Here is a 26982-nt window from a genome sequence, read left to right on the forward strand (position 1 = left end):
AATGCCAGTAATCATAAGAAAAGCAGTTCAGGAAGATTGTGCCCGGATGATGGAACTCATCAGGGAGTTAGCCATATATGAAAAAGCACCCGAAGAAGTAACTGTAGATTTTGACCATTTTGTAAAAAGTGGTTTTGGAGAAAACCCGGTATGGTGGGCATTTGTTGCCGAAGACAATGGCCGGGTAGAAGGCTTTGCATTATGGTATGTACGCTACAGTACCTGGAAAGGGCAACGCATGTACTTAGAAGATTTGCTGGTTACAGAAAAAATGAGAGGCAGGGGTATTGGTAAATTATTATTTGATAGCCTTATTGAAGAATGTAAAGCACAACAATTCAGCGGTATGATGTGGCAGGTATTAGACTGGAATGAACCGGCAATAAATTTTTATAAAAAATTAGCAGGGGTAAAGTTTGATGGGGAATGGGTGAATTGCAGTATTAATTTCCCGTTACAGCCATTTTAATTTCACAATACTTATTCTTACAGGCAACTTTTTAATAATGTATCTTGTCCGTATATTGACTAACGCTTATACATCATTATGAGAAGCTATTTCCGTTCGAAAATACCGGTACTATTACTATTGACCATCTGCTGCATTGCTTTTTTCACAGCTTGCAGAAAAAACACTAATGAAAACACTTTATTAAGCCCTCCCGATTTAACTACCAAAGTAACTTCTTCCGTAAGCGGTTTTGTTACCGATGAAAACGACCTGCCCGTAAAAAACGCCAGCGTTCAGTTTGGTACAGCTATAATTACCACAGATAAATATGGTTATTTTGAAGCAAAGAATGTTGAGGTGGTAAAAGACGCGGCAACGGTTACTGTTACAAGACCCGGTTATTTTAAAGGTATCAAAACCTATATTGCACAAGCTGGTAAAAGTGCTTTTTTCAGAATAAAACTTATCCCAAAAACTATAGCAGGAACAGTTAGTGCAAGTGCAGGCGGTACCGTTACATTAAGCAATGGATTAAGTATCACCTTACCTGATAACAGCGTTATTACCACTACTACCAATACCGTTTATACCGGCACTGTAAATATTGCCGCTTACTGGATAAATCCTGTCAGTAATGAATTACCTCAAATAATGCCAGGCGATTTACGTGGCGTAAACTCTGATGGAAATGTACAATTATTAAGCACTTATGGTATGGCTGCTGTTGAATTAACCGGAACCGGCGGAGAGTTATTACAAATTGCATCCGGCAAAAAAGCTATATTAAGTTTACCAATTCCTACTGCTTTATCTTCAACAGCACCTGCAACAATTCCTTTATGGTATTTTGATGAAATCAATGGCTTATGGAAACAGGAAGGCAGTGCAAATAAGACGGGCAGTAACTATATAGGAGAGGTAAGTCATTTTTCTTTTTGGAATTATGATGTGCAAGGACCTCTTGTACAGTTTGATTGTACTATTATTACTGATGTCAATAGCTTTCAATCCGTTGCCAACGCAATTGTAAAAATTTCCAGTGTAAATAACCCCGCTAATTTTAGATATGCGCATACCAATGCCGCAGGTTATGTCAGTGGCCCGGTTCCCGGTAATGCACAATTGTTACTGGAAGTATTTAGTTCAGGTATTTGTACCACACCTGCATATTCAACTACATTTACCACCACCAATGTCCCTGTTTCTTTAGGCAACATCAATATTTCTACCAATAATGCTATTGCAATAATAAGCGGCACAGTCACCAATTGCAGCAACAACCCCGTGAGCAATGGATATGTTTTTGTATCGGAATTCAATGAGTACAATAAATACCCGCTAAACAGCAATGGCAGTTTTAGCTTTTCAAGAATTATGTGTGGCAATACTTCAAGTATCACTCTGTTTGCAGAAGATACAGCCACTTTACAACAAAGCGCTCCTATCAATATTACCATACATCCCGGAGCTAATGCCGCAGGCAATTTAACTGCCTGTGGTATTTCTTCACAGGAATATTTTTATTACAGCATAGATGGTACAAATTATTTGCTGACAACTCCGCAAGACAGTATTTCATTTACAGGTTCAGCAACCTCCCCTGAAGGTTACGTTACTGCCCAGGACAAACCGGTAAGCACTCATTTTACCTACATAGATTTCCGTGGATTTGGTATGGCTGCAAACAGTAACCAGGAACTCAGGGAATTTGTTACCTCTAAAATACCTTCCCAGGTTTTACTTCCAACAAACCCTTTTACTTATGTAAACATCATAGAATACGGCCCTGTTGGACAATTTGTTTCAGGAAATTTTTCAGGCATTTTTGCTGAAAGAACTAATGGAAGTGCTACTCATATAGTTTCCGGCTCTTTCAGAACAAGAAGAAGAACCTGATTTTTTGAACTAAAATCTTCTGCTTTCCCATATCAGCACATGTTGTAAATTTGCAACACAAAAAAAGTTTCAATAAAGATGTATTGTACAAAAGTGCGATTCCGAGGTGGCACACAAATCTCTCCCGGAACAGGCGCCATTAATGTGTGCTGCATCAGGATAACTGTTTAAACAAAATAAATTATTTATGGCAGAAAAAATTACAATGGGTACCAACGGAAAACTACATGTGCCCAACAACCCAACTATCCCGTTTATTGAAGGCGATGGTATTGGCCCCGAAATATGGAAAGTGGCAGAAGAAGTTTTTAATACCGCTGTAGAAAGAGCTTATGGTGGCAGCCGCAAAATAAACTGGAAAGAAATGCTGGCCGGCGAAAAAGCATTTAAACAAACCGGGGAATGGCTGCCTGCCGATACCTTACAAACTGCGAAAGATTATATCGTTTCTATAAAAGGTCCTTTAACTACTCCTATTGGCGGTGGCATCCGTTCACTCAATGTAGCCATGCGGCAGGACCTTGACCTGTATGCCTGTGTGCGTCCGGTAAAATGGTTCAAAGGTGTGCCTTCCCCGGTAGTACATCCGGAGCAGGTGGATATGGTAATTTTCAGGGAGAATACCGAAGATATTTATGCCGGTATAGAATGGAAGGCCGGCAGCGCTGAAGCGTTAAAATTTGAAAAATTCCTGATTGAAGAAATGGGCGTGAAAAATATCCGTTTCCCGGGTGATTCCAGTTATGGTGTAAAACCAGTTAGTAACGAAGGCAGCAAAAGATTGGTAAGGGCTGCTATTGAACATGCGCTGGAGCACCACCTGCCTTCGGTAACGCTGGTGCATAAAGGCAATATCATGAAATTTACCGAGGGTGGTTTTAAAACCTGGGGCTATGAAGTGGCCAGGCAGGAATTTGGCGACAAAACTTTTACCTGGGACGAATGGGATCAGCTGAAGAAAGACCATGGCGAAGCACATGCCAATGAAGTACAACGTAAAGCATTAAGCGAAGGAAAATTATTGGTAAAAGATGTGATAGCAGATAATTTTTTACAGCAGATACTGATTGCACCTAAAGACTTTTCGGTAGTGGCTACTTTAAACTTAAATGGCGATTATATTTCTGATGCCCTGGCAGCCGAAGTGGGTGGTATTGGTATTGCACCGGGTGCTAACATCAACTACAAAACCGGTTATGCTGTATTTGAAGCCACACATGGTACGGCCCCAAAATTTGCAGGCACTAACAGCATGAACCCTTCTTCGGTAATTTTAAGCGGTTGTATGTTGCTGGAGTATATCGGCTGGAAAGAAGCTGCAGACCTTATCACCGATGCCTTGCAGGCGGCAATTATGCGCAAGCGGGTAACAATAGATTTTTACAATTTAATGAGCGGCGCAACCTTATTAAAAACAAGTGAGTTTGGTGCAGAGATCATAAACAATATGGGTACCGTAACCGGTGAAGCTCAATTGAAAAAAAGCTCCAGTTTGTAATACCCGTCGATTTTCGAAATACTAAAAAATACAGTAATAAAAAAGCCCGGTAATAACCGGGTTTTTTCTGCTGCTATTTTTTGGCTTGTCAGGTATTCAGATTTTATTTGTTTTCATGAGTATAGTTTCCGATGCCGTAATGATAAATAAACTATCTTTTAAACAATTTGCTAAATGGGCTGCTCAATTATTTTTCCATAAAACTGAGGGCAGGCAGATCTTTGATCTTTAGAAAATACATACCTGCAGATAACGTACTAACAAAAATGGAATTGCTGCTTTGTATAGTGGCTGCATAGCTGCGGCCCGTTACATCAAAAACTTTTACTTCACCGGTTTTATAATCCATCAGGTTAACCCCCGTAACCAGCAGCTCATTTTTTACATTCCCGTTATTTAAAATAACCGGTGCCGCATTTTTATCGCTTTTTTTAATCAGCATTCTTCCTGTTTCTTTTACCATACCATCCATGGTTACTCCCGAAATTTTATAGTAATAATTTACGGTTGTATTAGGCAGGTAATCTTCGTAGGTATAATCGGTGGTTGAACCCGGTAACACAGTACCGATCTTTGTAAAGTTGAAGCCGTCGGTACTACGCATGATCTTAAATTCTTTTACACCATCTGTAGAGCCGATTTTCCAGTTTAAAGCCACCTTATTTCCGGCTTCAATATACCTGGCCGAGTTACTGATATAGGTGATGGGTAAAATAGTGTACATAGGGAACGGACTTGTATTACCATATACGGTGCCAAACGGGTTGGAACTTATGGTAAAAAATACGGGTGTGCCATTCGGGTATCCGGATGGTACGGTAAAGGTGGCCGTGTAATTATTATTATAAATACCAAAAACCGGGTTATTGGCCGTAGTAAGCGGTGTTACGGTGCCCAAAATTGAAGAGTAAATCACCAGTTCGCTAATGGCCGGGCCGCTGGTAAGGTTAAAGGTAACTGTAACGGCACTGCCTGCAGTACCTGTTGCACTGCTTAAAGTGCCGGTATAAAGCGTGGCATGGGCCGAAAATAAAAATAACAGGGAAACAAAAAATGTAGATAATTTTTTCACAAACTCCGATTTAAAATGATTAAATAATATAAATAAAAAGCTCTTTAGCCTTTCAAAGGAGTTTGTTTCAGGTTCTTAGTCGAAAAGACAAGGAAAATAGTTGTATCGTTTTACAGATAATTTTTTACCCGGTTACATGCTGTTCATTTTATAAAAATGCAGGGTAAAACTTAAACACAGGCACTCTGCGTTTATCAATATGAGTAAAATGCTGATAATACACCAGTATTTCTGTAATTTTACCCCAAAACAATTTAATTGACATGGCAAAAATAAAAGTAGCAAATCCGGTGGTGGAACTGGACGGCGACGAGATGACAAGGATCATCTGGAAATTCATTAAAGACAAATTAATTCTCCCTTACCTGGATGTACCTATTCAGTATTATGACCTGGGTATGGAATACCGTGACGAGACCAACGACCAGGTTACTATTGATGCGGCCAATGCTATTAAAGCCTGTGGGGTAGGTATTAAATGCGCCACCATTACACCTGATGAACAAAGGGTGGAAGAATTTAAGCTGAAACAAATGTGGAAATCTCCCAACGGCACTATCCGTAATATTTTAGACGGTACCGTTTTTCGTGAGCCGATTGTAATGCAGAACGTTCCCCGTTTGGTTACAAACTGGACGGCACCTATCATTGTTGGCCGCCATGCTTTTGGCGACCAGTACCGTGCTACTGATACCGTAATAAAAGGCAAAGGAAAGTTAACCATGACCTTTACTCCGGAAGGCGGGGGTGAAGCTCAGACTTTTGAGGTGTACAATTATAAAGGCGACGGCGTTGCTATGTGCATGTACAATACCGACGAAAGTATTTATGGCTTTGCCAGGAGTTGCTTTAACATGGCACTCAGCAAAAAATGGCCTTTGTACCTGTCTACAAAAAACACTATTCTTAAAAAATACGACGGCCGCTTTAAAGATATTTTTGAAGAAGTTTACCAGAAAGAATTTAAAACTGCCTTTACCGAAGCAGGCATTACTTATGAACACCGCCTGATCGATGACATGGTAGCCAGTGCCTTAAAATGGAATGGCAACTTTGTATGGGCTTGTAAAAACTATGATGGTGATGTACAGAGTGATACTGTAGCACAAGGTTTTGGTTCATTGGGTTTAATGACTTCTGTATTGGTTACACCTGATGGCAAAACCATGGAAGCAGAAGCTGCACACGGTACCGTTACCCGCCATTACAGGGAGCACCAGGCAGGTAAACCAACATCTACCAATCCTATTGCATCCATTTTTGCATGGACGAGAGGTTTGGCCTTTCGTGGTAAATTAGATGATAACCAGCCACTGATCGATTTTTGTAATGCACTGGAAGCTGTTTGTATTGAAACCGTTGAAAGCGGCAAAATGACAAAAGATCTTGCAGTTTGTATACATGGCAACAAAGTAAAACATGGTGACCATTATCTATACACCGAAGAATTTTTAGATGCTATTGACGCTAACTTAAAAGCGAAGATGGGATTGTAAAATCTATTTAAAACAAAATAAGAAAAGGCAACTGTAATAGTTGCCTTTTTAGTTTACATTTATACCCTCATTAATCAACCAATCATATTTTTTATGAAAAAAATCAACCTGTTCCTTTTAGTAGCCACTGCATGCTGTGTAGTAGTATCCTCCTGTAATAGTGGTCTTACCGGAGAAGCTTATACCATTAAGATGAGGATGAATAAAGCTGATACTTTTCATCAGAATATCAAAATGGATATGAACATGAAGATGAATGTAATGGGCCAGGCAATGGACATGAAAATGAATATGGATGCAGGCATAACATTTGAAGTGGCCGATACTACCAGCACCGGCAAGGAATTACAATTAACCTATACCAAAATGCATATGGGAATGGATATGGGCAATAAAGCCATGGCCGCTATTAATATGGATAGCATCATGAATGAATCTGTTGGAAAAATGATCGGTAAATCGGTTCTTATAGAATTATCCCCCACCAACGAAATCACCGGGGTAAAGGGTTTTGATTCGCTGATGCTGAACAGCACCGATAACGAAGCCACCAAGCAGATGATGGAAAAAATGTTTTCGAAAGACCAGATGAATAATATGTTTGGTATGATGTTCAGTATGTATCCTTCCAAACCGGTTAGAATAGGGGAAACCTGGACCTCTAAGTCAAAAGTAAACCTTGCCAATATAGATATGCAGGTAAGCATAAAATATAAATTGGTGGGTGTTAAAAATGGCATGGCAGATATTGATGTGGATGGCCTTATTGATGGCAAAGGAGATATGAAACAAAATGGCATGTCAATTGCCATGTCGATGTCGGGCACACAAAAAGGAATGCTTACCATTGCAATGAAAGATGGTTATCTTGAAAATGGCTCTTACAAAATGGATGTAAAAGCAGATATGGAAATGGCCGGACAAAAAGTACCGATGACCATTAAAGCAGACTATTTTTTAAGCAATAAATAATTGATGAACAAGGCTGCCCATAAAGACCCGCTGCATGGTATCACTTTAAAAGCCATACTGGAATATTTAGTGAACAAATATGGTTGGGAAGAGCTGGGTGATACCATTCGTATCAATTGTTTTATTGATAACCCCAGCATTAATTCTTCATTAAAATTTTTACGCAAAACGGAGTGGGCCAGAAAAAAAGTGGAAGCGTTATATATCAGTTCTGTTGATGGTGGTTACTAAACACCAGTGCACTAAATATCGAGGGTAAAACAAGAGGTGACCATACGCTTGTTTTACCCTAACTTTATTTTACAAACTACACCTTATGTCGTCATCAACAAAAACCTATGCCGCTGTTGGCGCTATAGTTGGATGGCTTGCTTTACTATTGCAGCTATACCTTATCATTCAAAACCGCTTAGCTGGTATTCCCGAAACTATTGTACGCTACTTCAGCTATTTTACCATACTCACCAATATATTGGTAGCGCTAAGTTTTACAATTGTTTTTTTTAAAGGCATTGCAGTAACCGGCAACTTTTTTGCAAGACCGAAAACCTTAACCGCAACAGTTGTGTACATCACAATAGTTGGCTTGATCTATAATACCATTTTACGTTTTCAATGGGCTCCACAGGGATGGCCAAAAGTTGCCGATGAATTACTGCATAGTGTCATCCCATCAGGCTTTATTATTTTCTGGTTACAATTTGTGCCCAAACTAAATATTGAATGGAAAAATATTTTTCCCTGGCTGGCCTATCCCCTGTTGTACATTATCTATACATTATTACGGGGCCCGCTGGCGCATTGGTACCCTTATCCTTTTGTTGATGTAGATAGTTTTGGTTACAACAAAGTATTTATCAACTGCATTTTTGTAACATTTGCTTTTGTTGTAATTGCCGCCTTGTTTATCGGTATTGCAAAAGCAATGAGCAAACGTTCTGCATAAAAAAGAGTAAATTGTATTTGAAATACAAAGTATGGAAATACAAAAAGATATTCGCCTGGCTGTTTTAATTGATGCCGATAATGTGCCTTACAGCAATGTAAAAGGTGTAATGGAAGAAATTGCCAAATACGGCACCCCCACTTTTAAAAGAATTTATGGCGACTGGACCAAACCAACTATCAGTGGCTGGAAGAATGTGTTGCTGGAAAATGCTATCACGCCTATTCAGCAATACAGTTATACCAGTGGCAAAAACAGCAGCGACAGTGCTTTGATCATTGATGCGATGGACATTTTATACTCCGGTAAAGTAGATGGTTTTTGTATTGTAAGCAGCGACAGTGATTTTACCAGGCTGGCTACAAGGTTAAGAGAAGCCGGCATGAAAGTATTTGGCATCGGCCAAAAGAAAACCCCCAATCCATTTATTGTAGCCTGCGATAAATTCATTTACATGGAGATCATTCCTGCATTTGAAGCCGAGCCTGAAGAAACCAGCACCACAAAAACAAAAGCTGCTAATCCAAAACCTAAAGCATTAGTTGATAAACTGAATAAAGAAACATTGAAATTAATTGCTCATACCATTAATGACCTGGCCGATGAAAATGGCTGGGCCTTTTTAGGAGATGTAGGCAATTTAGTATTGAAAAAGCAACCCAATTTTGATCCGAGGAATTATGGTTTTCAAAAACTAACCCCACTGATAAAATCTTTACCACAATTTGAAATTGATAAAAGAGAAACAGATAAGGCGGGGATAAAGCTGGTGTATATCAGGAATAAAGAGGCATGAGTAGTGAAACTTGAGCAGAGTATTAAATTAGTGAGACCAAATAACTATTTAACCGAGCGGTAACCCACGATTCATGTCTGACGATTTCACGCCTCACGTTTTTCACGACTTCCGTCATATAACTCATACTCCAATAACCTGCAATCAATCTTGCTTGTATAAAATTCAATTCGTCTTTTAGGTTTTAAGCCGATTTTTTTTGCCAGTTCTAAATTGCCCGTGAAGATGTAGCCGGTATAACCTTTACATTTCTTTTTTAAAAAATCACCAATGCGTTTATAAGTAATTTCCAGTTCTGCCTCTACCCCCAAACGATCACCATACTCCGGATTAAAATACACCACGCCAGCTTCATTTTCTATAAGTTTCGTTTCTTCAAAATCGCATACATCAAATTCAATCATTTCTTCCACACCTGCAATGCCGGCATTTATTTTTGAAATGCTTACCGCATCTTCGCTGATGTCAGTAGCAATAATTTTTAATTCCGGCATAGTAGTAACCTGTGCCTCTAATTTGGAAAATTCTTTTACATACAATTGTTCGTCATAATTTACCAGGTGCATAAAAGCATAATTGTGCCTTAGCAATCCCGGCTTACGGTTAGTGGCAAGCAATGCGGCTTCAATGGCAACGGTACCTGAACCGCACATCGGATTAATGAATGCCGATTTTCTATCCCAACGGCTTGCTAACAAAGTGGCTGCGGCAAGGCTTTCCAGCATCGGTGCTTTTCCCGGAATTTTCCTGTAGCCATGTTTGGATAAAGTTTCTCCCGAAGTATCAATAAATATTTCTGCAATAGTTTCTTTCCAGTATAAATGAATTACCGTTTGGTTTAATTCCGGACCGCTGTTGGGGCGTTGCCCTGTTTTATTCCTGAACCTGTCAACAATAGCATCTTTCACTTTTACATTGGCAAATAAATTATTGGTGATGGTTTCATTATCTACATTACTGGTGATAGAAAAATAACCTTCTGCAGGAATAATGTCTTCCCATTCAAAATCCAATAAAGTTTTGTATAAAGCATCGGCGTTAAAAGCCGTAAATTCTTTTACAGAAAACAATACCTGGCTGGCGCAGCGCAAATTCAGGTTCAGCCTGATACAATCATGCAAATTGCCATGTAATTCCACACCGGTTTTAAAAATACGTATGGGCTTTAACCCCAATGCTTCAATTTCCATTTGTAAATGTGGCGAAAGACGATTACTGCAGGTTACAATTATACGGCTGATGATTTCAAAAATTTGCATAGCGCAAAGATACTTTAAAAAACACCTAAGCAATTTCAGTACTTTTTTCGGGAACGCAGATTTTAAAGACGGGGATTAATTTATTACGATCTTATCTGTGTATATCATAATTATCATAAAAATCTGCGTTCCTATTACCGCCGCAGGCGGTTCTGCTTTATATTTGCGCCATGCTAACAATCAGTAACCGGGGCTTACAAATGCCCGCCTCTCCCATTCGTAAACTGGTACCTTATGCCGAAGCGGCTAAAAAAAAGGGTACCAAAGTGTATCATTTAAACATAGGGCAGCCTGATATTGAAACACCCAAACAATGCCTGGATGCGGTACGCAATGCCGATTTTAAAGTATTGGAATACAGCCATAGTGCAGGTAATGAAAGCTACCGTAAAAAACTTACGCAGTATTATAAAAAAGTGGGCATTAATGTTACCCCTGAACAGATCATTATTACAACAGGTGGCAGTGAAGCCATCATCTTTGGTTTTATGGCCTGCATGGATGCCGGTGACGAAGTGATCATTCCCGAGCCTTTTTATGCCAATTACAATGGATTTGCTGTAGAAGCCGGTGTAATTGTAAAGCCTATCACATCATCTATTGAAAATGGTTTTGCATTACCGCCCATTGAAGATTTTGAGAAAGCTATCACTGCAAAAACAAAAGCGATCGTTATCTGCAACCCCAATAATCCAACAGGATATTTATACAGTGCCGCCGAAATGGAAGTATTGAAGCAGATCATCCTTAAACACAACCTGTATTTATTTGCTGATGAGGCCTACCGTGAATTTTGTTACGAAGGCACCCATACCAGTGCCATGCATTTAACCGGTGTGGATGATAATGTAATATTGATGGACACGATCAGTAAACGTTACAGCGCCTGTGGCGGACGCATTGGTGCATTTGTAACAAAAAACGCCGCCTTGCTGGGTGCTGCAATGAAGTTGGCACAGGCAAGATTAAGCCCTCCATCTTTTGCCCAAATTTTAGGCGAAGCTGCTGTTGACTTACCGGATGATTATTTTGATACCACTAAAGCAGAATATAAATTACGCAGGGATACTATTGTAAAAAGATTGAACGCAATACCTGGTGTATTTTGCCCTAACCCCGGAGGTGCATTTTATGCCATGGCAAAATTGCCGATAGATGACAGCGATACTTTTTGTCAATGGTTACTGGAATCATTTAGTTACAACGGGCAAACAGTAATGCTGGCGCCAGCTACAGGCTTTTATGGCACACCGGGTTTAGGCAAACAGGAAGTGCGTTTGGCTTATGTGCTAAATACAACTGCAATTAATGCTGCTATGGATTGTTTGGAAAAAGCTTTAGAAGAATATCCCGGAAGGTTGTAGCAGGATGACGTTGAAATAAATTATTATAAAGTACAAGAGAGCAAATGAATTTGCTCTCTTGTACTTTATACCATACTGTATACTTAATTGTTTTTAAATAATCATTTTATTTAGAAACTTCCACCGTCCATTCGCTGCCGCTATACACTTTATGCACTACAGAAAAATTATCCATATTCAATGCAAATGAAACCTGCAACAAACTATTTAAATACAACAATGGTTTGCCTTTTGCAACGGCACCAAAAGTTTCGGCATAAGGCATATAGCCTTCGTATTTTTTTATTTTATGCTGATAAATTACAACGTGTAATTTATCGCCCACTTTTGCATCCAGCTGTTTAAAAATGTCGGCAGTAATATTGGTCCAGATATTACCATACTGGATATCTAAAATAGCGATGGTGCCTTTTACTTTTTTATTTTCTATAGTTGCTTTCTGGTAAGGAATGCTCACTACTGCTTCAGGCAATAATTTCCCCACCTGTTCAAAACTGATCACACCTGCAGCTAACCTTGCAGCTGTATACGCATACACATCACGTCCATGAAAAGTATAAGATTTTTCCGAGCCTTTTCTCCTGTTCACCGCTTCATCAATTTCTCTTATGGCTGCAATACCTTCTGATGCAGCAATTAAAGTAAGCGTACCATTATCCGGTGTAACAATAAAATGCCCCGCTTTTGTTTTTAGCACAACAGATTTTCTGTCCGTTCCTACCCCGGGGTCAACTACAGATACAAACACGGTGCCGGCCGGCCAGTATTGCACCGTTTGTTCCAGGCGATAAGCGGCTTCCCAGATATTATACGCCGGGATTTCATGGGTGAGATCAAATAATTTCAGGCTGCTGTCTACACCCATCGCCACGCCTTTCATTGCCGATACGGCGCCATCCTTTACTCCAAAATCTGATTGAAAGACTACGATCTTGTTTTGAGCAAGTATTGTACTTATAGAAAAAACAAAGGGAAATAATAAAGCAGCGATAATCTTATTCATCTGTAAAGGCATTTCAGTTATAAAAGTAATAGTTGCAAAATAGTTAAATCGAAGCTTTTACGAACAGAAAATTTGCAGGCCCGGTAAAAATTATCTATCCTTGTTACCTGTTGCAAAAATTATGACTGCTTGATTTTTTGATCCTTCGCAATAAGACTAAACTATCACCTTATGTTTATCAGCATCATCCGCCGTCATATTTATTTATTCCTGCTATTCTGTACAAGTTTTGCATTCGCCCAAAAGAAGATTGGTATTGACCTGAGTTTTGGCGTAAGAAAATCATTTAGTAACGACCTTGAACGCACCTATATAACTAACCCCTCTTTCGTAAGCCTTCAATATTATTCAAGAAAAAAATTTGATCACCCTTATTTTAATTTGCTGGGTACTATATCCTATGCTGCTGCAGCTAACTTAAAACTGGGGTTGCAAACAGGCATCCATGTGCATTATTCAGAACACTCTCCGGTAATTTACAATTTAAAAAGAACCACCCTAAGGCCCTCCCTGCAACTGACTCAGCGGTATACAATATGGGCTCCTGAAAAAAGCACTATCGGAATTGAAGCTGCTGAAGGTTTTATATTTTTTTCGCAGGATGATTATATTTATAAATTCAGAAACGGGGCCCTGTTTAATCTCGGTATTTTTTATTCCAAAAACAATGAAGGGCTTCTTAAGCTGGGGATAGAAAAGCAAATTGATTATGTCACTGCTTATTTAAAAACAATCAGCCAATACTCTCCCGAGGATTTTTTTAAATACAGAGTAAAAAGATTATCATTTGCTGTTTCTTATGGCATAACAATAAGATAAGTTCTCTTTAAATATTTTATTAAATAAAAAAGGTGGTGAACTTGAAAGTTCACCACCTTTTTTAAAACCGGAATACAGTATTAAAAATTAAGCACCAGCTTAGTAAATAATTTCATACCGTTAAAGCCCATCTGCACGCTATCCCATGGGCCGCCGCTTTCATTATCACCAGCCCAGCCTTTTGCCAATGGATTAACGCCAAGGTTAGGATGTACATTAAAAATATTATCGGCTCCAAGAAAAATGGTAGCCTGGTTACAGAATTTATAAGATGCAAAAAGATCTGTTACCAGCTTTCCTTTGTAATCAAATACTTCAGGTACATACGTGCCGTTGGCATCAGAAGGCACCATTGGATTAATACCGGAGTTGTATGGATTATCAGGTGTGGAATCTCCAAAGCCCAATAACTTAATACCACCATAATAGGTAAGGTGTGTACCAAAGCCCAGCTTACCACAACCATAATCCAGGTTCAAATTAAATTTCGCTTTGGGCGCCGATGCTTTTAAGAAGGCAATTTCCCTGTCACTATAAAAAGTATTTTTATTCAATGTAGTGGTACTTAATGCTGCCGGTACATTTATCTTGTCCAGTTTTATATCCTGAAAATTACCTGCCAGCAATATTTTAAAACTATGGCTACCCCATTTTTTTGTATAATCTGCCACTACATCTGCGCCGTAATTGGTGGTATTAACTGCGTTGGTAAAAAATTGTGCCGTGGATACTCCCAGGGCTGCTAACTGGTCGTTGAAACTTTGGGGCAAAGAAGGATCACCCTGGCTGAACAAGCCTGATAACACAACCCTGTCTTTTACTTTTATCATGTACCCGTCTACGGTAACTGTAAATCCGCTTACAGGTTTCCATGCAAAACCAAGACTGGCATTTAGTGAAGTTTCTTCTTTCAAATCGGGAATACCAATGGATTTGGTAATAGGATCACCATTGCGTAAAACACGTGATTGTACCAGTTGCCCGTTACTAAAAGAAGTAAGCGTATTGCTGAAATTAATTTGTTGTAAAGAAGGGGCCCTGAAACCTGTACTTACTGATCCCCTTAAATTAAAATTATCAGCCACTTTGTAACGGGTCGCAAATTTAAAAGTAGCTACCGAACCAAAATCGGAATAAGTTTCCAAACGAACTGCTCCATCAACCAGCCATTTATCGGTAACATTTAATTCGGCATCGCCGTAAGCACTAAAGTTATAACGCCTTGCATCAACTACGTCGGCAGGGCTGAATCCGGGGAATCCCTGTGCACCGGGTGCAAGGTCATAACTGTTAGGGTAAGCCGCATAAGAAGCTTCTTCTCCTTTATTGATAGTATATTTTTCGTTGCGGTACTCAAATCCGTAACCGATATTTAATCCCTGTGCAACAGATTTAAATGATTTACTCAGGTCTACATTTAAAGTAGCTTGCCTGAATCTGAATCCGCCGTCAAGGAAATAAGTTTTTTCGGTATTGCCTACTAATGAAGCGTTGAATGTTTTATCGCCGAAATATTGAAAATCATTTTTTCCATTGGTAAGGCTCACATCCCAGTTCCAGTTTTTTGTACTGATACCCCTGAAGCCTAAAGCAATAGAGGCATCATTGATATTAGTACCGATATGAGGATTGTAATAAGTTTCGCCGTCATTTGATACCCTCATTATACCAGGTACAAATATCGGGGCACCACCTGCACTGGTAGGAAAACGTTTAGGCTTGGCGCTTAAATTTCTTGTGTAGGCAAATGCATCCGATTCTTTCTGGTTAACACTACCAAATGAATAGAACACCGTTTTTGTATCTTTTATTGGCAATTCCATATTGTACATGGTACCGTAAGTTTTTACAGAACCATCGCCAAATGCCCTGCGGCCGCTATTGATATAGGGTAAGGCATATTTATCCGTTTGCCAGTTGGTGGTATCTACCTGGCGATACGTTTTATTTTGTGTCAGATAATCCAAAGAAAAATTAATGAAGCCCCCGTTCTTACCTAACCCAAAGCCATTATTGGCAGAAAAGGTAAATGTGCCGCCATCAATTTTATTGCCGGAATAATACTGGTTGCCTTCATTGAATTTTGAAGTATTGAATTTATTATCATAGTAACCAGCCCAGCCGGTATTGATCGTCCAGTGATTAATATCTTTTTTAAGAACGATGTTCATTACACCAGCCATGGCATCACTACCATATTGTGCCGAAGCACCATCACGTAATATTTCTATCCTGTCTACTGCGTTTTGAGGAAATGCATTCAGGTCAGATCCTGATGCACCTCTGCCCCTTGTTCCAAATAAAGCTACAAAGGCAGTGGAGTGGCGGCGTTTGCCATTAATCAACACCAATGTCTGGTCGGGTCCCAGGCCACGCAGTGTACCAAGGTCAACATGGTCTGCTCCATCGGCACCGCTTTGTTTATTGTAATTAAATGATGGCGCCGCCATATTTAAAACTGAAGTAAGATCCATTTTTGCAGTAGGTAACCCGGCCTGGTTTATTTTGATCACATCTACCGGTACTGCAGTTTCTGTTTTCGCTCTTGCTGCACCACGTGTACCAATTACAACTATATCTCCCAGGTCGAGAGAAGCCACTTCAAGAAAAACAGTGATTTCGTTTGACCCTGTAAGCTTTACTAACTGGGGTTTATAACCAACGCTGGTTACTTCTAAAACATCCGACGCTTTAACCTGGATGATGAAGACACCATCGTTGTTGGTAGAAGCACCTTTACCGGTTGATTTTACAACTACTGATGCACTGGTTACAGGATCTCCTGTTTTTGCATCTTTTACTTTTACCGTTATCGTTTGTTGTGCCAACAAAAGGTAACTGCTGAAAATTAAGGATACTGTCAATAATAATTGTCTCATAATAACATAGTTTTGGTTGATAAAAAGCGGGATAACAAGCAGGCAGTAAAACTAATAAAATAAATTGAGTTATTAAAACCACAGCGTTTACCTGGTTGATCGAATAACAGTTGGGTAACAAAAAACCGTCCCCTACAAGTTGGGGACGGTGATAATTAAAATTACTTAGAGATATTTATGCTTCTTTGCCGTGACAGTTTTTATATTTCTTTCCACTACCGCACGGGCATTGGTCATTACGGCCCGGCAGCTTTTCTACTTTTACCGGTGCTTGTTTTATACCTTCGGAAGGATCGTAATAATCTTTTTCGTTGGCGGCGTAATCTTCGCCGGCGGCATCAATCTCAGCTTTATTGGCACGCATTTTACTAAGGTCAGTCTTTTGCTCACGGCCTTCTCTTAAATTACCCGGCTGTTGCTGTTCCATTGGTATACCGCAATGACAAAGGAAGCTCACAATATTTTTGTTTACCTCATCATCCATTTGTTTAAATGCACTAAAGGCCTCTATCTTGTATATCACCAACGGATCTTTTTGTTCGTAACCGGCAGTTTGAACACTGTGGCGTAAATCATCCATCGCACGTAAATGCTCTTTCCATGCATCATCAATTAAAGCTAAGGTAATGCTGCGTTCCAGTGCATCATTCAATTCCCTTCCGTTGCTGGCTAAATATTTATCCAGGTTTGCTAATGCCTGTATACCTTTTTTACCATCTGTAAATGGTACCTGTACATTTTCAATATGTGTACCTTGTTCTTTACGGATATTTTTAATGATCGGCAGGGTTTGCTCAATCATCGCATCTGTTTTACGGCGGTATTGTGTTATAGCCTCTGTATACAAACGTTCTGTTAAGCTGTTAGCGTCATCCTTGCTTAGTTCTTCCGCAGTAATAGTGGTATCAATACCAAAGTTTACAATGGCGGCTAATTTAAATCCATCATGATCGTTACCTTCTTTAAATGAGTTGATCAAACCATCGGCAACAGAATAGAATGCATTATCCAGGTCAAGTGCCAGGCGTTCTCCAAACAATGCATGGTTGCGTTTGCCATATACCACGTTACGTTGCTTGTTCATTACATCATCATATTCCAGCAAACGTTTTCTTATACCAAAGTTATTTTCTTCTACTTTTTTCTGTGCCCTTTCAATTGATTTAGAGATCATGCTGTGCTGGATCACTTCGCCTTCCTTATACCCCATCCTATCCATCAATCCTGCTATACGCTCACTGCCAAACATACGCATCAGGTCATCTTCCAGGCTTACAAAGAACTGGCTGCTGCCGGGATCACCCTGGCGACCGGCACGCCCACGTAACTGCCTGTCTACACGGCGGCTTTCATGGCGCTCTGTACCTAAGATAGCCAAACCACCGGCTTCTTTAACACCGGGGCCTAATTTAATATCGGTACCACGGCCCGCCATGTTGGTAGCAATAGTAACAGCACCTGCAAAACCTGCTTCGGCAACTACCTGAGCTTCTTTAGCATGTTGTTTTGCGTTCAATACATTATGCGGAATATTTTTTTGCTTCAGCATTCTTGCCAGTAATTCACTTACTTCAACAGAAGTGGTACCTACCAGGCAAGGTCGTCCTGCAATACGCAATTTTTCTATTTCGTCAATTACAGCTTTATACTTTTCACGTTTGGTTTTATACACAAGGTCCTGTTCGTCTTTTCGTATAGCCTTTACGTTAGTAGGAATGGTTACCACATCTAATTTATAAATGCTCCACAATTCTGCAGCCTCAGTTTCGGCAGTACCCGTCATACCACAAAGTTTATGATACATACGGAAGTAATTCTGCAAAGTAACTGTTGCATAAGTTTGCGTAGAGGCTTCAATCTTTACATTTTCTTTTGCTTCCAGCGCCTGGTGCAAACCATCGGAGTAACGACGGCCCTCCATGATACGGCCTGTTTGTTCATCAACAATTTTTACAGCATCATCAATAATTACATACTCCACATCTTTATCAAATAAAGTGTAAGCCTTTAGTAATTGCTGTACAGTATGTATACGGTCAACTTTTACAGAGTAATCATTCAGCAATGCTTCCTTGCTATGTAATTTATCTTCGGCACTGGCATCACTTTTTTCGATGTCGGCTAATTTGGTAGATATATCCGGAACAATAAAGAAATTAGGATCTTCTCCTGCCCTGGTGATCAGTTGAATACCTTTATCAGTAAGGTCTACCTGGTTATTTTTTTCATCGATGTTAAAAAACAATTCCTCATCAACCTTAGGCATTTGTTTTTGCTGATCGGCTAAATAGTAATTTTCACTCTTCTGCAGTTTCACCCTGATACCAGGTTCACTTAAAAATTTAATTAAAGCACCATTCTTTGGTAAACCGCGGTGGGCCCTCATCAAGGCCAGTCCCCCATCTTTTGGATCATCGTTACCTTCGGCAATCTTTTTCTTGGCTTCAATTAAAAACTGGTTAACCGCTTTACGCTGTGCTTCCAATAATTTTTCTATACGTGGTTTAAGATCAAAAAACTGTTGGGTATTATCACTATGGCCAACCGGTCCACTAATGATCAGCGGTGTACGGGCATCGTCAATCAATACACTATCCACTTCATCCACCATGGCAAAATGTGGTTTACGCTGCACCATTTCATCAGGGGTATGCACCATATTATCTCTCAGGTAATCAAAACCAAATTCATTGTTGGTACCATAGGTAATATCGGCATTATAGGCATTGCGCCTGGCATCAGTATTGGGTTCATGCTTGTCAATACAATCCACCCTTAAGCCCAGCCATTCAAAAATTGGCCCGTTCCATTCGCTATCCCTTCTAGCCAGGTAGTCGTTCACTGTTACAATGTGTACGCCTTCGCCTGCCAAAGCGTTAAGGTAAGCAGGCAAAGTACTTACCAGGGTTTTACCCTCACCCGTTGCCATTTCGGCGATTTTGCCGGAGTGTAATACGGTACCGCCTATCAGCTGTACATCGTAATGCACCATGTTCCAGGTTACTGCGCCACCACCTGCCGTCCAGGTATTTTTATGAATGGCCTTACTTCCAACTATTGTTACCTGGTCTTTTTTTACAGCAAGATCCCTGTCCAGGTCTGTGGCTGTACTTTCCAATGTTTCGTTTTCTTTAAACCTACGGCTGGTTTCTTTTACTACCGCAAAAGCTTCGGGTAATAACTGTTCCAGAATTTCTTCGATCTGCTTATCCCTTGTTTTTTTAAGTTCGTCTATCTCTTTATAGATAATATCCCTGCTGTTAATTTCTGCAACGGGTAATTCCTCTGCAACCTGCTTTTTATCGGCAATGGTTTTGTCGATTGCGGTAAGATGAGCAGCAATGCGCTGTTTAAATTCAGCAGTTTTGCCACGCAGTTCATCATTGCTTAATGATTGGTATTGTGCAAAAAACTGGTTGATCTTATCTACCTGTGGGGTAATTTTTTTTACGTCTTTCTCACTCTTACTGCCGCCAAATAGTTTTGAAATAATGCCTAACATAAAATTCAGTGTTGTTGGGTATTGTATAAATAATTAATTATAAAGATTATTGTGTTGTCAAATATGGTGCTGAAAACATAATTAAAGCCAAATTGACAGCAATTGTCCCCGGTTTAATGAGGGTGGCAAAGGTAGCAAATAGTTTGGGTTTAGAGGTTTTGAGTTTAGAGGTTTACCAGTTGAGGGGTTTAGAGTTCAGGGGTTTAGGGTTTTGTTAACTAACTTTTTAATAAAACAGGGCATAAAGTAAAAAACCAACAATATGTTTAAAAGTAAACCAGCACCCGTTTTAATTGCAGTTATTTTTGCATTTGCAGCCTGCAGCAGCAACGAAATAGGTGACAGTAAAGATGTAGCACAGGATAAAATTTACCAGGGATATACGGTTAATTATACAGAAGGAAACACCAATGCAGAAGTGTATTGCCAGTTCAGGTTTGCCGGTCAGCATGGCACAACACTGGTATTAAATACCCCCAGCCAGGTTCAATTTGACGGAGAAAAGTTGCCGGTAGACAGCAGCGCCGGCGGGGGCGCTTATTACAGCATCTATAAGCCGGCGGCTGGTTTTACAGGAAAGCATAACATCACGTTTACCACAACCGATAATAAAAAGCTGGAGAATCGTTTTTCTTTCGATCCTTTTAAACTGGTAAATGTACCGGCCACAGTTTCCAAAAAACAATCCTTTAACCTGAATTTTGAAACTACGCCATTACAGGGCGATGATTATATTGAAGTAGGCACCGGCAATACGGACAGTAGTTTTAGTGTTACACATAATGCCGCAGATAAAAGCAATACTATTGTGATACCGGCAAAAGAATTGAAACGTCAGAAAACCAAAACATTAACCCTTGAAGCAGCGTTATACAGAAGCATCCCATTGCAGCAAAGTACTGCCGAAGGTGGAAAGATAAGCATACGCTATGCGTTAAGACCGGTGACGATCAAACTATCGGAGTAATTTTTTTCCAAATAAAAATTTGTCTGCCAGCAGCCAGCTTAAAAATAACAGAACAAATACAATGGCTGTCAGCCAGGCATTATTAAAACCATCCAGTATTATTTTCCTTTCGCTGATTAAATAAACCGGTAAGCCGGCCAGGGCCACCGAGGTACCCAGGCTTAAAGCCGTTGCTGTTGCAGGATACAAAGGCAGGCTCCTGCTCATCAACAATAGTGTAATGGGCACACTGCTTTGCAAACAGGCAATACCAAATGCCAATGCATAAATATTTTCTTTGCCAAATTGAAAGAGCACCAATGCAATGGGGAGTGAAATGTACACAAACTTTTTCCAGCCGATTTTATCGGCTACAAAACCGCCGGCTATTTTTCCAATAAATGCACTGATACCAATAATAAGAATACCATTTTCATAATCATGTGCCACATGATTAATAATATCAAAAACAAAAGAACGAAAACACATAATGAGTAAAATACCCAGCATGATAAAATCATGTGCATCCAGTTCACTATGCTTTTTTTCGGGTGCTTTATAAACAGGTAAATTATTGCTACGGATAAATACTGCAACCAGTACAACTGCAACTATAACAAAACACAAACTATACATTGATAACATTCCCAGCGCACCACCAATGGTTAAGCCCAAAACGCCCGGTGCTGTAAATAATGCCAGTGGCCCGGCCTTATTTTCTTGTCCCTGTCCGCCGCACTCATGTAGCAGGCACACCGCCCCGCCTGTTACATGCACCAATGCAGATGCTATACCTGAGAATATAATACCCGTTTCTGCATTTATAAAATACATCAGCATTGATGCCGGTAATAATATAAGCGAAGCAGCAGCAAATGGTTTGATTTGTTTTTTATAATCTAACCAAAACCCAACAGGCAACTGACCGCCAAAACCAATGATGGAATAAATAACGATGAATAAAAAACTATCGGAAGCATTATGATGATAAGTGTAACCTGCCAGCATAAAACCTGCAGCAAAATCGTTGAGGCCATGGAGCAAACCCCATAATACAGGTTGATAGTTTTTAGCTGGTAGCTGATAGTTATACTTCACTTCGATAGTTATTTAAAACGTGTTAGTTTATAATAAAACGTCACGGTAATATCCAATATTCAACAAACGCAGGCTTATTTTCATTTAGTATTGAACATTGCATATGGAGTATTTTTTTTCTGCCGCTATAAATAGCTATTCAGTATTACTCCTATTCCGTAACTGATAGCGTTTGCTATAAAACCGAGTAACAGCGCCTTTTTCCAACTGCATTGCATTAATAAATAGTAGCCGGCACTTTCTGTTACAGCTACGCCAATTTCCAAAACATTAATATTCCAGTGGGTGTAAAACAATAAAATATTCAGCGATGGCCATGTAAAAAGATTTAATAAAAAACCAATGAGTAATGCATACTTCCATCGCTTACTAAAAAAAACACCAACTATTGGCAGTTCAATAACTAAAGTAAGCAGGAAATAATACCATACCGGCATCAGGATTTTTTATTTTTTTGTTTAAGAAAAAAATAGATCAGTAAAAAAAGCGCCAGCACCACAACACCAAAAAAAATGAAACTTATCGCAATTCCAAATTCCTCCGGAACACCATCGAGGAGTATTGTACTTATTGTCATTTTTTTCTTTTTTTGATCCACATAAAAATACCCACAATAGCTGCAATGGCTACCACCGCCATTATGGTGAGTATAATAATATCCCTGCCATTTCTTTGCAGCCAGGGTTCTTCCACCACATCCAGGAAAAACTGCTTCATCATTGAAAGTTTACGTGAAACTAATCATATGCAGTTAAAAGAGCAATACCCTTGTGCAGGTATATTATTTAAACGTTGAAAATAGCAACAATAATTCACCCCCTCAATTGTCCGCTTCAATTACACATTTGGCCAATAGTAAAAAACAATCAGTGAAAAAAAACTGTTAATCATTTTATAAACTACTTACCACTTATAAAAAAAAAGTTTGAAATAAAGTCCGGGGTATTACTTTTACACGAAATTTTTCGTAATACCATAACTTCTTTATGAGAAAACTTGTACTTAGTCTGTGTTTAACCGTAGGCATACTTGCTGCAAAAGCCCAGGTAAAGGGCACTGTAATTGATTCTGCTTCAAAAAAGCCAATTGACAAAGCCGTTGTAGGCCTTGTTATTAAAACCAACCCTACCGATACCACTTATACTTTTACCAACGATAAGGGTGAATTTAATTTTGATGTGGTCCCTTCTTCAAATTTTTCTGTGATCATTACCAACAGTGGCTTTGCACCGGTTGCAAAATTTGTTCCTGTAAAGCAACAGGAAAAAACCATCAGCATTGGTACTGTTATTTTAGCCAGCCGTGCCAAATTACTGGATGAAGTGATTGTAGAATCGGCCCCCATAATTGTAAAAGAAGATACCGTAGAATACCGTGCGGATGCATTTAAAACCAAGGAAGGTGCTGTAGTAGAAGACCTGTTGAAAAAATTACCTGGTATTGATGTTGATAAAGATGGTAATGTAAAAGCGCAGGGCAAAAGCGTTACCAGGGTAAAAGTAAACGGCAAAGATTTTTTTGGTGGCGATCTTAAAACTGCCACCAAAGAATTACCTGCCAATATTGTAGATAAGATACAGGTAATTGATGATTACGGCGACCAGGCAACCGTAAGCGGCATTAAAGATGGTGATCCCGATAAAGTGATCAACATACAGCTTAAAAAAGATAAGAATAAAGGGTTTTTTGGCAGGGCTACTGTGGGAGCAGGTACACAAGACCGTTACCTCGGTTCTTTTAACGGTAATTACTTCAACAATAATACGCAGATATCCCTCGTAGGCAACAGCAATAATACCAATGCCTCTTTGTTTAATTTTGGTGGTGGCGGCAACCGTGGTATGAGCAGTATGATAGCAATGGGTAGTGGCGGAGGAATAGATATGAGCCAGTTTGGCGGCGGTGGAAATTCCGGTATCACTGCAACAAACTCAACCGGTCTTAATTACAGGGACCAATGGGGTAAAAGAGTGAGTGTTTACGGCAGCTATAGTTACAGCCACAGAAACACCAGCCAGTTACAAAATATTTCTTCTCAAAATAATTCTGCCAATGGTACATTCATTAATCAGCAGGATGCCAATTCTTTAACTACCGGCGGCAGTCACCGGGCAACGTTTAATATAGAATACCAGGTAGATTCCTTTAATTATTTAAAAGTTACACCCAATTTCAGTTACAGCAATAGTGATGGTAATAGTAACACTGTTTTCAACAATACTAAAACCGGTACGGGTAAAACTACCGACGGAAGCAATAAAAATTTAAGCGATTCAAAATCGCCTAACCTCAGTATAAATGTTTTGTTCAACCATAAATTCCGGAAACGTGGCAGAAATTTTTCAGCCAGCGGAAGTTTGGGCAATTCAAACAGTAATTCCACACAGGATGCAACCAACCTGAGTTATTATTACCAGGGTCCTTTTATCGGTCCTAAAAATACCTTTCAATATATTGACCAGGAAAATGATAACCATAATTATGGTGTTCGTTTCACTTACTCCGAACCCATCAGCAAATACCGCAGTTTAGATCTTTCTTATTCTCATAATTTAAACTATGCCCGCAATAATAAAAAAACGTACAACGTAGATTCATTAACGCAGATAAAAACCATGAACGGGCTTTTAAGTAATGACTATGAAAATGATTTTTATAATAATCGTATCGGCCTTTCATTAAGAACTACCATGAAAAAATACAATTACACTTTGGGTGTAAGTGTACAGCCGGTTGATCTGCAGGGTAAATCAATTACTAAAGACAGTGCGTATAAATCCATTACCAGGGTAAATATTTTTCCTATTGCACGTTTGGTTTATAATTTCAGCCGTACCAAAGCAATTAATGCTACTTATAGCGGTAATGCCACCCAGCCTACGTTTACCCAATTGCAGCCGGTTGTAGATTCAAGTAATATCCAGAATATTATTATTGGTAATCCTAACTTAAAACCATCCATTACACAGAACATCAATTTAACCTACAATAGTTTTAACCTGATCACGGGCAAAGTATTATTTACTGCCCTTAATTTCAGCACTATTAAAAACCAGATCATCAACAACAGTATCATCAATAAAAGTACAGGATACAGAACAAGCCTTCCGCAAAATGTAAATGGCTACTACAACCTTACGGGTTTTTATAATTTTTCAAAACCATTTAAAAACCGCAAGTATGTTTTCAGTTTGAACGGTTCTGCCAACTTTAACCACAATATCAACCTTACTGATGATATTAAAACCATCGGGCAAAACTGGGTACTCAGCCAGGGTTTTGGTTTTGAATATAATTTAAAGGAATGGTTACAATTAGGAAGCGGAGTGAACTACAGTTTGAACGATGTGAAATATAAAAGTACATCAGACAAACCTACCAGTTTTGTAAACAGCAGCAGCAATGCCTGGACGCTGACCAACAATATCAATGTTAATGTAACCAAAACGCTGGTAGTAAAATATGACCTTGATTATACCATGAACAATGGCCTTGCCAGCGGTGTAAGCCAAAACCCCGTTTTAATGAATGGTTCAATAGAACAACAATTATTTAAAAAGAAGAACGGCATCATTAAATTTGCCGCCTACGATCTGTTTAAACAAAATACCAATATCAGCCGCAGCATATACGGTAGTTCTATAACTGATACCCGAACCAATAAATTAACCCGTTATTTCTTACTTACGTTCACCTACCGCATTCAAAAATTTGTGGGCCAGGCGGCGCAAGGTGGTAATATGCGTACCATGGGCGGCCCTGCCATGAGAATGTTTTAAACAAATTCTAATCTAATAAATACCCGGGTGGGGAATATTGTATAGCAAAATCATACCATATTCCCCATTTGTCTTTTTCGGTGACACCTGCGCCCGAATTAGTTGCCTGTAGTTGCAACCATTTTCTATTGCCTTCCATCTTGAGTGCATACATTATAAACTTATCTTTTATGAATGCCCTGAATATTGCCGGCAAACCGTTGGTTTTCAATTATTACCAGGAAGATTATGAAAAATGGGTAACCAATTTTGGCAACCATATTAAAGCCACCACCCTTGCCGACCGGATAGCCTATCCCGAAAATGTTGCGGCAGGATATGCAAAAGCAAAAACTATTGAACCCGGCCTGTCTTACCGGATCGTAAACTACACCCTTCATACAGATCTTGAATGCCTGCGCACCCCATCCAAAGAGCTGCACCTGATGCTCTATTTTTACGAAGTGCAGTTTGATGAAAAAGTGTATTGCAAAACCGGTGGTACTGTTATTGAAAGCAATGATAAATATTACAGCATTGCCTTAATGACCAACAGTTTAACCCATCAGCATTTACAATTAAAAAAAGGCACTATTGTAAAAGGATTATCTGTTCAGCTATCCGAAGCCTGGTTAAAAGAAAACATCAAAGATCTTACCCCGGAGAAACTGGAAATGATAAAACAAAAAGATTGTGTAACAGATTTTATCAGTGCTAAACAGCGCAGTATTTTAAATGATATTTTTATTAGTTCCGAACAAAGCCTGCTGCCCGGTTTGTTTATAAAAAGCAGGGTACTGCGTTTAACAGAGCAATTTCTTACCCGGCTTTGCCACAGAGGCTTAACCAGTATGCCCGAATTTGCTAATCCCAAAGATTTCCAGGCCATCGTAAAAGTGGAGCGCCTGTTATCAAAAAACCTTACTGCCGGTTTTCCTTCTGTAGAAACACTTGCCAAAACAGCTTATATGAGCGAAAGCAAATTGAAGAAATTGTTTAAAAAAGCTTACGGCATGGCCGTTTATCAATATTATCAAAAGAACCGGATGCATAAAGCAAAGGAATTGCTGTGTAGCCGTGAGCACAGTATTTCACAGGTGGGCACCATGCTGGGCTACCAGAACCTGAGCAATTTTTCTGTGGCATTTAAAAAAGAATTCAGCTATTTGCCCAGCGAAATACAGCAAGTACTTTAAAAAAATAGCTAATACGGCTATCATTAAGCCG

At 39.4% G+C, this 26982-nt stretch carries 23 protein-coding genes; 13 read left to right on the plus strand and 10 right to left on the minus strand.

Annotation, left to right across the window (positions count from 1 at the left end):
• Window position 1 precedes the first annotated feature (1 nt).
• The 3 genes from ACYVM0_RS15460 (at window position 2) to icd (ending at window position 3845) form a co-directional block, all read left to right on the plus strand.
• A complete protein-coding gene (locus tag ACYVM0_RS15460) occupies window positions 2-469 on the plus strand; it encodes a GNAT family N-acetyltransferase (protein WP_460558268.1) in 468 nt (155 codons plus the stop codon).
• Between the two features lie 78 nt (window positions 470-547).
• Window positions 548-2347: a carboxypeptidase-like regulatory domain-containing protein gene (locus ACYVM0_RS15465; RefSeq protein WP_460558270.1), complete on the plus strand. Its 1800-nt coding sequence runs from the start codon at window positions 548-550 to the stop codon at window positions 2345-2347.
• Between the two features lie 187 nt (window positions 2348-2534).
• Window positions 2535-3845, plus strand: coding sequence for an isocitrate/isopropylmalate dehydrogenase family protein (icd, locus tag ACYVM0_RS15470; protein WP_460558272.1), 1311 nt, complete (start codon window positions 2535-2537; stop codon window positions 3843-3845).
• 187 nt (window positions 3846-4032) lie between these two features.
• Here the strand turns inward: icd and ACYVM0_RS15475 are convergent, their stop codons facing one another.
• Window positions 4033-4917, minus strand: coding sequence for a T9SS type A sorting domain-containing protein (locus ACYVM0_RS15475; protein ID WP_460558274.1), 885 nt, complete (start codon window positions 4915-4917; stop codon window positions 4033-4035).
• A gap of 263 nt (window positions 4918-5180) precedes the next feature.
• On the opposite strand from ACYVM0_RS15475, the gene ACYVM0_RS15480 reads away from it, so the two are divergent.
• The 5 genes from ACYVM0_RS15480 to ACYVM0_RS15500 all read left to right on the plus strand — a co-directional run bounded on the left by ACYVM0_RS15480 (window position 5181) and on the right by ACYVM0_RS15500 (window position 9127).
• A complete protein-coding gene (locus tag ACYVM0_RS15480) occupies window positions 5181-6413 on the plus strand; it encodes an NADP-dependent isocitrate dehydrogenase (protein WP_460558276.1) in 1233 nt (410 codons plus the stop codon).
• Between the two features lie 93 nt (window positions 6414-6506).
• Window positions 6507-7385: a DUF6263 family protein gene (locus tag ACYVM0_RS15485; protein WP_460558278.1), complete on the plus strand. Its 879-nt coding sequence runs from the start codon at window positions 6507-6509 to the stop codon at window positions 7383-7385.
• A 3-nt stretch (window positions 7386-7388) separates the two neighbouring features.
• A complete protein-coding gene (locus ACYVM0_RS15490) occupies window positions 7389-7616 on the plus strand; it encodes a VF530 family protein (protein ID WP_460558280.1) in 228 nt (75 codons plus the stop codon).
• A gap of 85 nt (window positions 7617-7701) precedes the next feature.
• A complete protein-coding gene (locus tag ACYVM0_RS15495) occupies window positions 7702-8331 on the plus strand; it encodes a Pr6Pr family membrane protein (protein ID WP_460558282.1) in 630 nt (209 codons plus the stop codon).
• Window positions 8332-8362: 31 nt separating this feature from the next.
• Entirely contained in the window at window positions 8363-9127 is a 765-nt protein-coding gene (locus ACYVM0_RS15500) for an NYN domain-containing protein (RefSeq protein ID WP_460558284.1), read from the plus strand.
• An 86-nt stretch (window positions 9128-9213) separates the two neighbouring features.
• Here the strand turns inward: ACYVM0_RS15500 and ACYVM0_RS15505 are convergent, their stop codons facing one another.
• A complete protein-coding gene (locus ACYVM0_RS15505) occupies window positions 9214-10386 on the minus strand; it encodes a THUMP domain-containing class I SAM-dependent RNA methyltransferase (RefSeq protein ID WP_460558286.1) in 1173 nt (390 codons plus the stop codon).
• Window positions 10387-10556: 170 nt separating this feature from the next.
• Here ACYVM0_RS15505 and ACYVM0_RS15510 point away from each other — a divergent pair, with 170 nt between their 5' ends.
• Window positions 10557-11750: a pyridoxal phosphate-dependent aminotransferase gene (locus tag ACYVM0_RS15510; protein WP_460558288.1), complete on the plus strand. Its 1194-nt coding sequence runs from the start codon at window positions 10557-10559 to the stop codon at window positions 11748-11750.
• A 106-nt stretch (window positions 11751-11856) separates the two neighbouring features.
• On the opposite strand, the gene ACYVM0_RS15515 is transcribed toward ACYVM0_RS15510, so the two are convergent.
• Window positions 11857-12753: an SAM hydrolase/SAM-dependent halogenase family protein gene (locus ACYVM0_RS15515; protein WP_460558290.1), complete on the minus strand. Its 897-nt coding sequence runs from the start codon at window positions 12751-12753 to the stop codon at window positions 11857-11859.
• Window positions 12754-12924: 171 nt separating this feature from the next.
• Here ACYVM0_RS15515 and ACYVM0_RS15520 point away from each other — a divergent pair, with 171 nt between their 5' ends.
• On the plus strand, window positions 12925-13572 hold the full coding sequence (locus ACYVM0_RS15520) for a hypothetical protein (RefSeq protein WP_460558292.1): 648 nt from the start codon (window positions 12925-12927) through the stop codon (window positions 13570-13572).
• A gap of 80 nt (window positions 13573-13652) precedes the next feature.
• Here ACYVM0_RS15520 and ACYVM0_RS15525 read toward each other — a convergent pair whose 3' ends face one another.
• Both ACYVM0_RS15525 and secA read right to left on the minus strand, forming a co-directional pair.
• On the minus strand, window positions 13653-16451 hold the full coding sequence (locus tag ACYVM0_RS15525; protein ID WP_460558294.1) for a TonB-dependent receptor: 2799 nt from the start codon (window positions 16449-16451) through the stop codon (window positions 13653-13655).
• 175 nt (window positions 16452-16626) lie between these two features.
• Window positions 16627-19953 carry a preprotein translocase subunit SecA gene (gene secA / locus ACYVM0_RS15530; RefSeq protein WP_460558296.1) on the minus strand — a complete coding sequence of 1109 codons (3327 nt, stop codon included), beginning with the start codon at window positions 19951-19953 and terminating at the stop codon, window positions 16627-16629.
• A 262-nt stretch (window positions 19954-20215) separates the two neighbouring features.
• Between secA and ACYVM0_RS15535 the strand changes: the two genes are divergently transcribed.
• Window positions 20216-20920, plus strand: coding sequence for a hypothetical protein (locus ACYVM0_RS15535; RefSeq protein ID WP_460558298.1), 705 nt, complete (start codon window positions 20216-20218; stop codon window positions 20918-20920).
• Here ACYVM0_RS15535 and ACYVM0_RS15540 read toward each other — a convergent pair.
• The 4 genes from ACYVM0_RS15540 to ACYVM0_RS15555 all read right to left on the minus strand — a co-directional run bounded on the left by ACYVM0_RS15540 (window position 20909) and on the right by ACYVM0_RS15555 (window position 22717).
• Window positions 20909-21997, minus strand: coding sequence for an MFS transporter (locus ACYVM0_RS15540; protein ID WP_460558300.1), 1089 nt, complete (start codon window positions 21995-21997; stop codon window positions 20909-20911). The genes ACYVM0_RS15535 and ACYVM0_RS15540 overlap by 12 nt on opposite strands.
• A gap of 125 nt (window positions 21998-22122) precedes the next feature.
• Window positions 22123-22434, minus strand: a complete 312-nt coding sequence (locus tag ACYVM0_RS15545; RefSeq protein ID WP_460558302.1) for a hypothetical protein — start codon at window positions 22432-22434, stop codon at window positions 22123-22125.
• Window positions 22434-22574, minus strand: coding sequence for a hypothetical protein (locus ACYVM0_RS15550; RefSeq protein ID WP_460558304.1), 141 nt, complete (start codon window positions 22572-22574; stop codon window positions 22434-22436). Before ACYVM0_RS15550 ends, ACYVM0_RS15545 begins: the two co-directional genes overlap by 1 nt.
• Window positions 22571-22717 carry a hypothetical protein gene (locus ACYVM0_RS15555; protein WP_460558306.1) on the minus strand — a complete coding sequence of 49 codons (147 nt, stop codon included), beginning with the start codon at window positions 22715-22717 and terminating at the stop codon, window positions 22571-22573. Before ACYVM0_RS15555 ends, ACYVM0_RS15550 begins: the two co-directional genes overlap by 4 nt.
• Window positions 22718-22983: 266 nt before the next feature.
• Here ACYVM0_RS15555 and ACYVM0_RS15560 point away from each other — a divergent pair, with 266 nt between their 5' ends.
• Window positions 22984-25776, plus strand: a complete 2793-nt coding sequence (locus ACYVM0_RS15560; protein ID WP_460558308.1) for an outer membrane beta-barrel protein — start codon at window positions 22984-22986, stop codon at window positions 25774-25776.
• Window positions 25777-25783: 7 nt separating this feature from the next.
• Here ACYVM0_RS15560 and ACYVM0_RS15565 read toward each other — a convergent pair whose 3' ends face one another.
• On the minus strand, window positions 25784-25930 hold the full coding sequence (locus ACYVM0_RS15565) for a hypothetical protein (protein ID WP_460558310.1): 147 nt from the start codon (window positions 25928-25930) through the stop codon (window positions 25784-25786).
• Between the two features lie 16 nt (window positions 25931-25946).
• Between ACYVM0_RS15565 and ACYVM0_RS15570 the strand changes: the two genes are divergently transcribed.
• Window positions 25947-26951 carry a helix-turn-helix domain-containing protein gene (locus ACYVM0_RS15570; protein WP_460558312.1) on the plus strand — a complete coding sequence of 335 codons (1005 nt, stop codon included), beginning with the start codon at window positions 25947-25949 and terminating at the stop codon, window positions 26949-26951.
• Window positions 26952-26982 lie beyond the last annotated feature (31 nt).

The sequence above is a fragment of the Ferruginibacter profundus genome, from assembly GCF_054783275.1.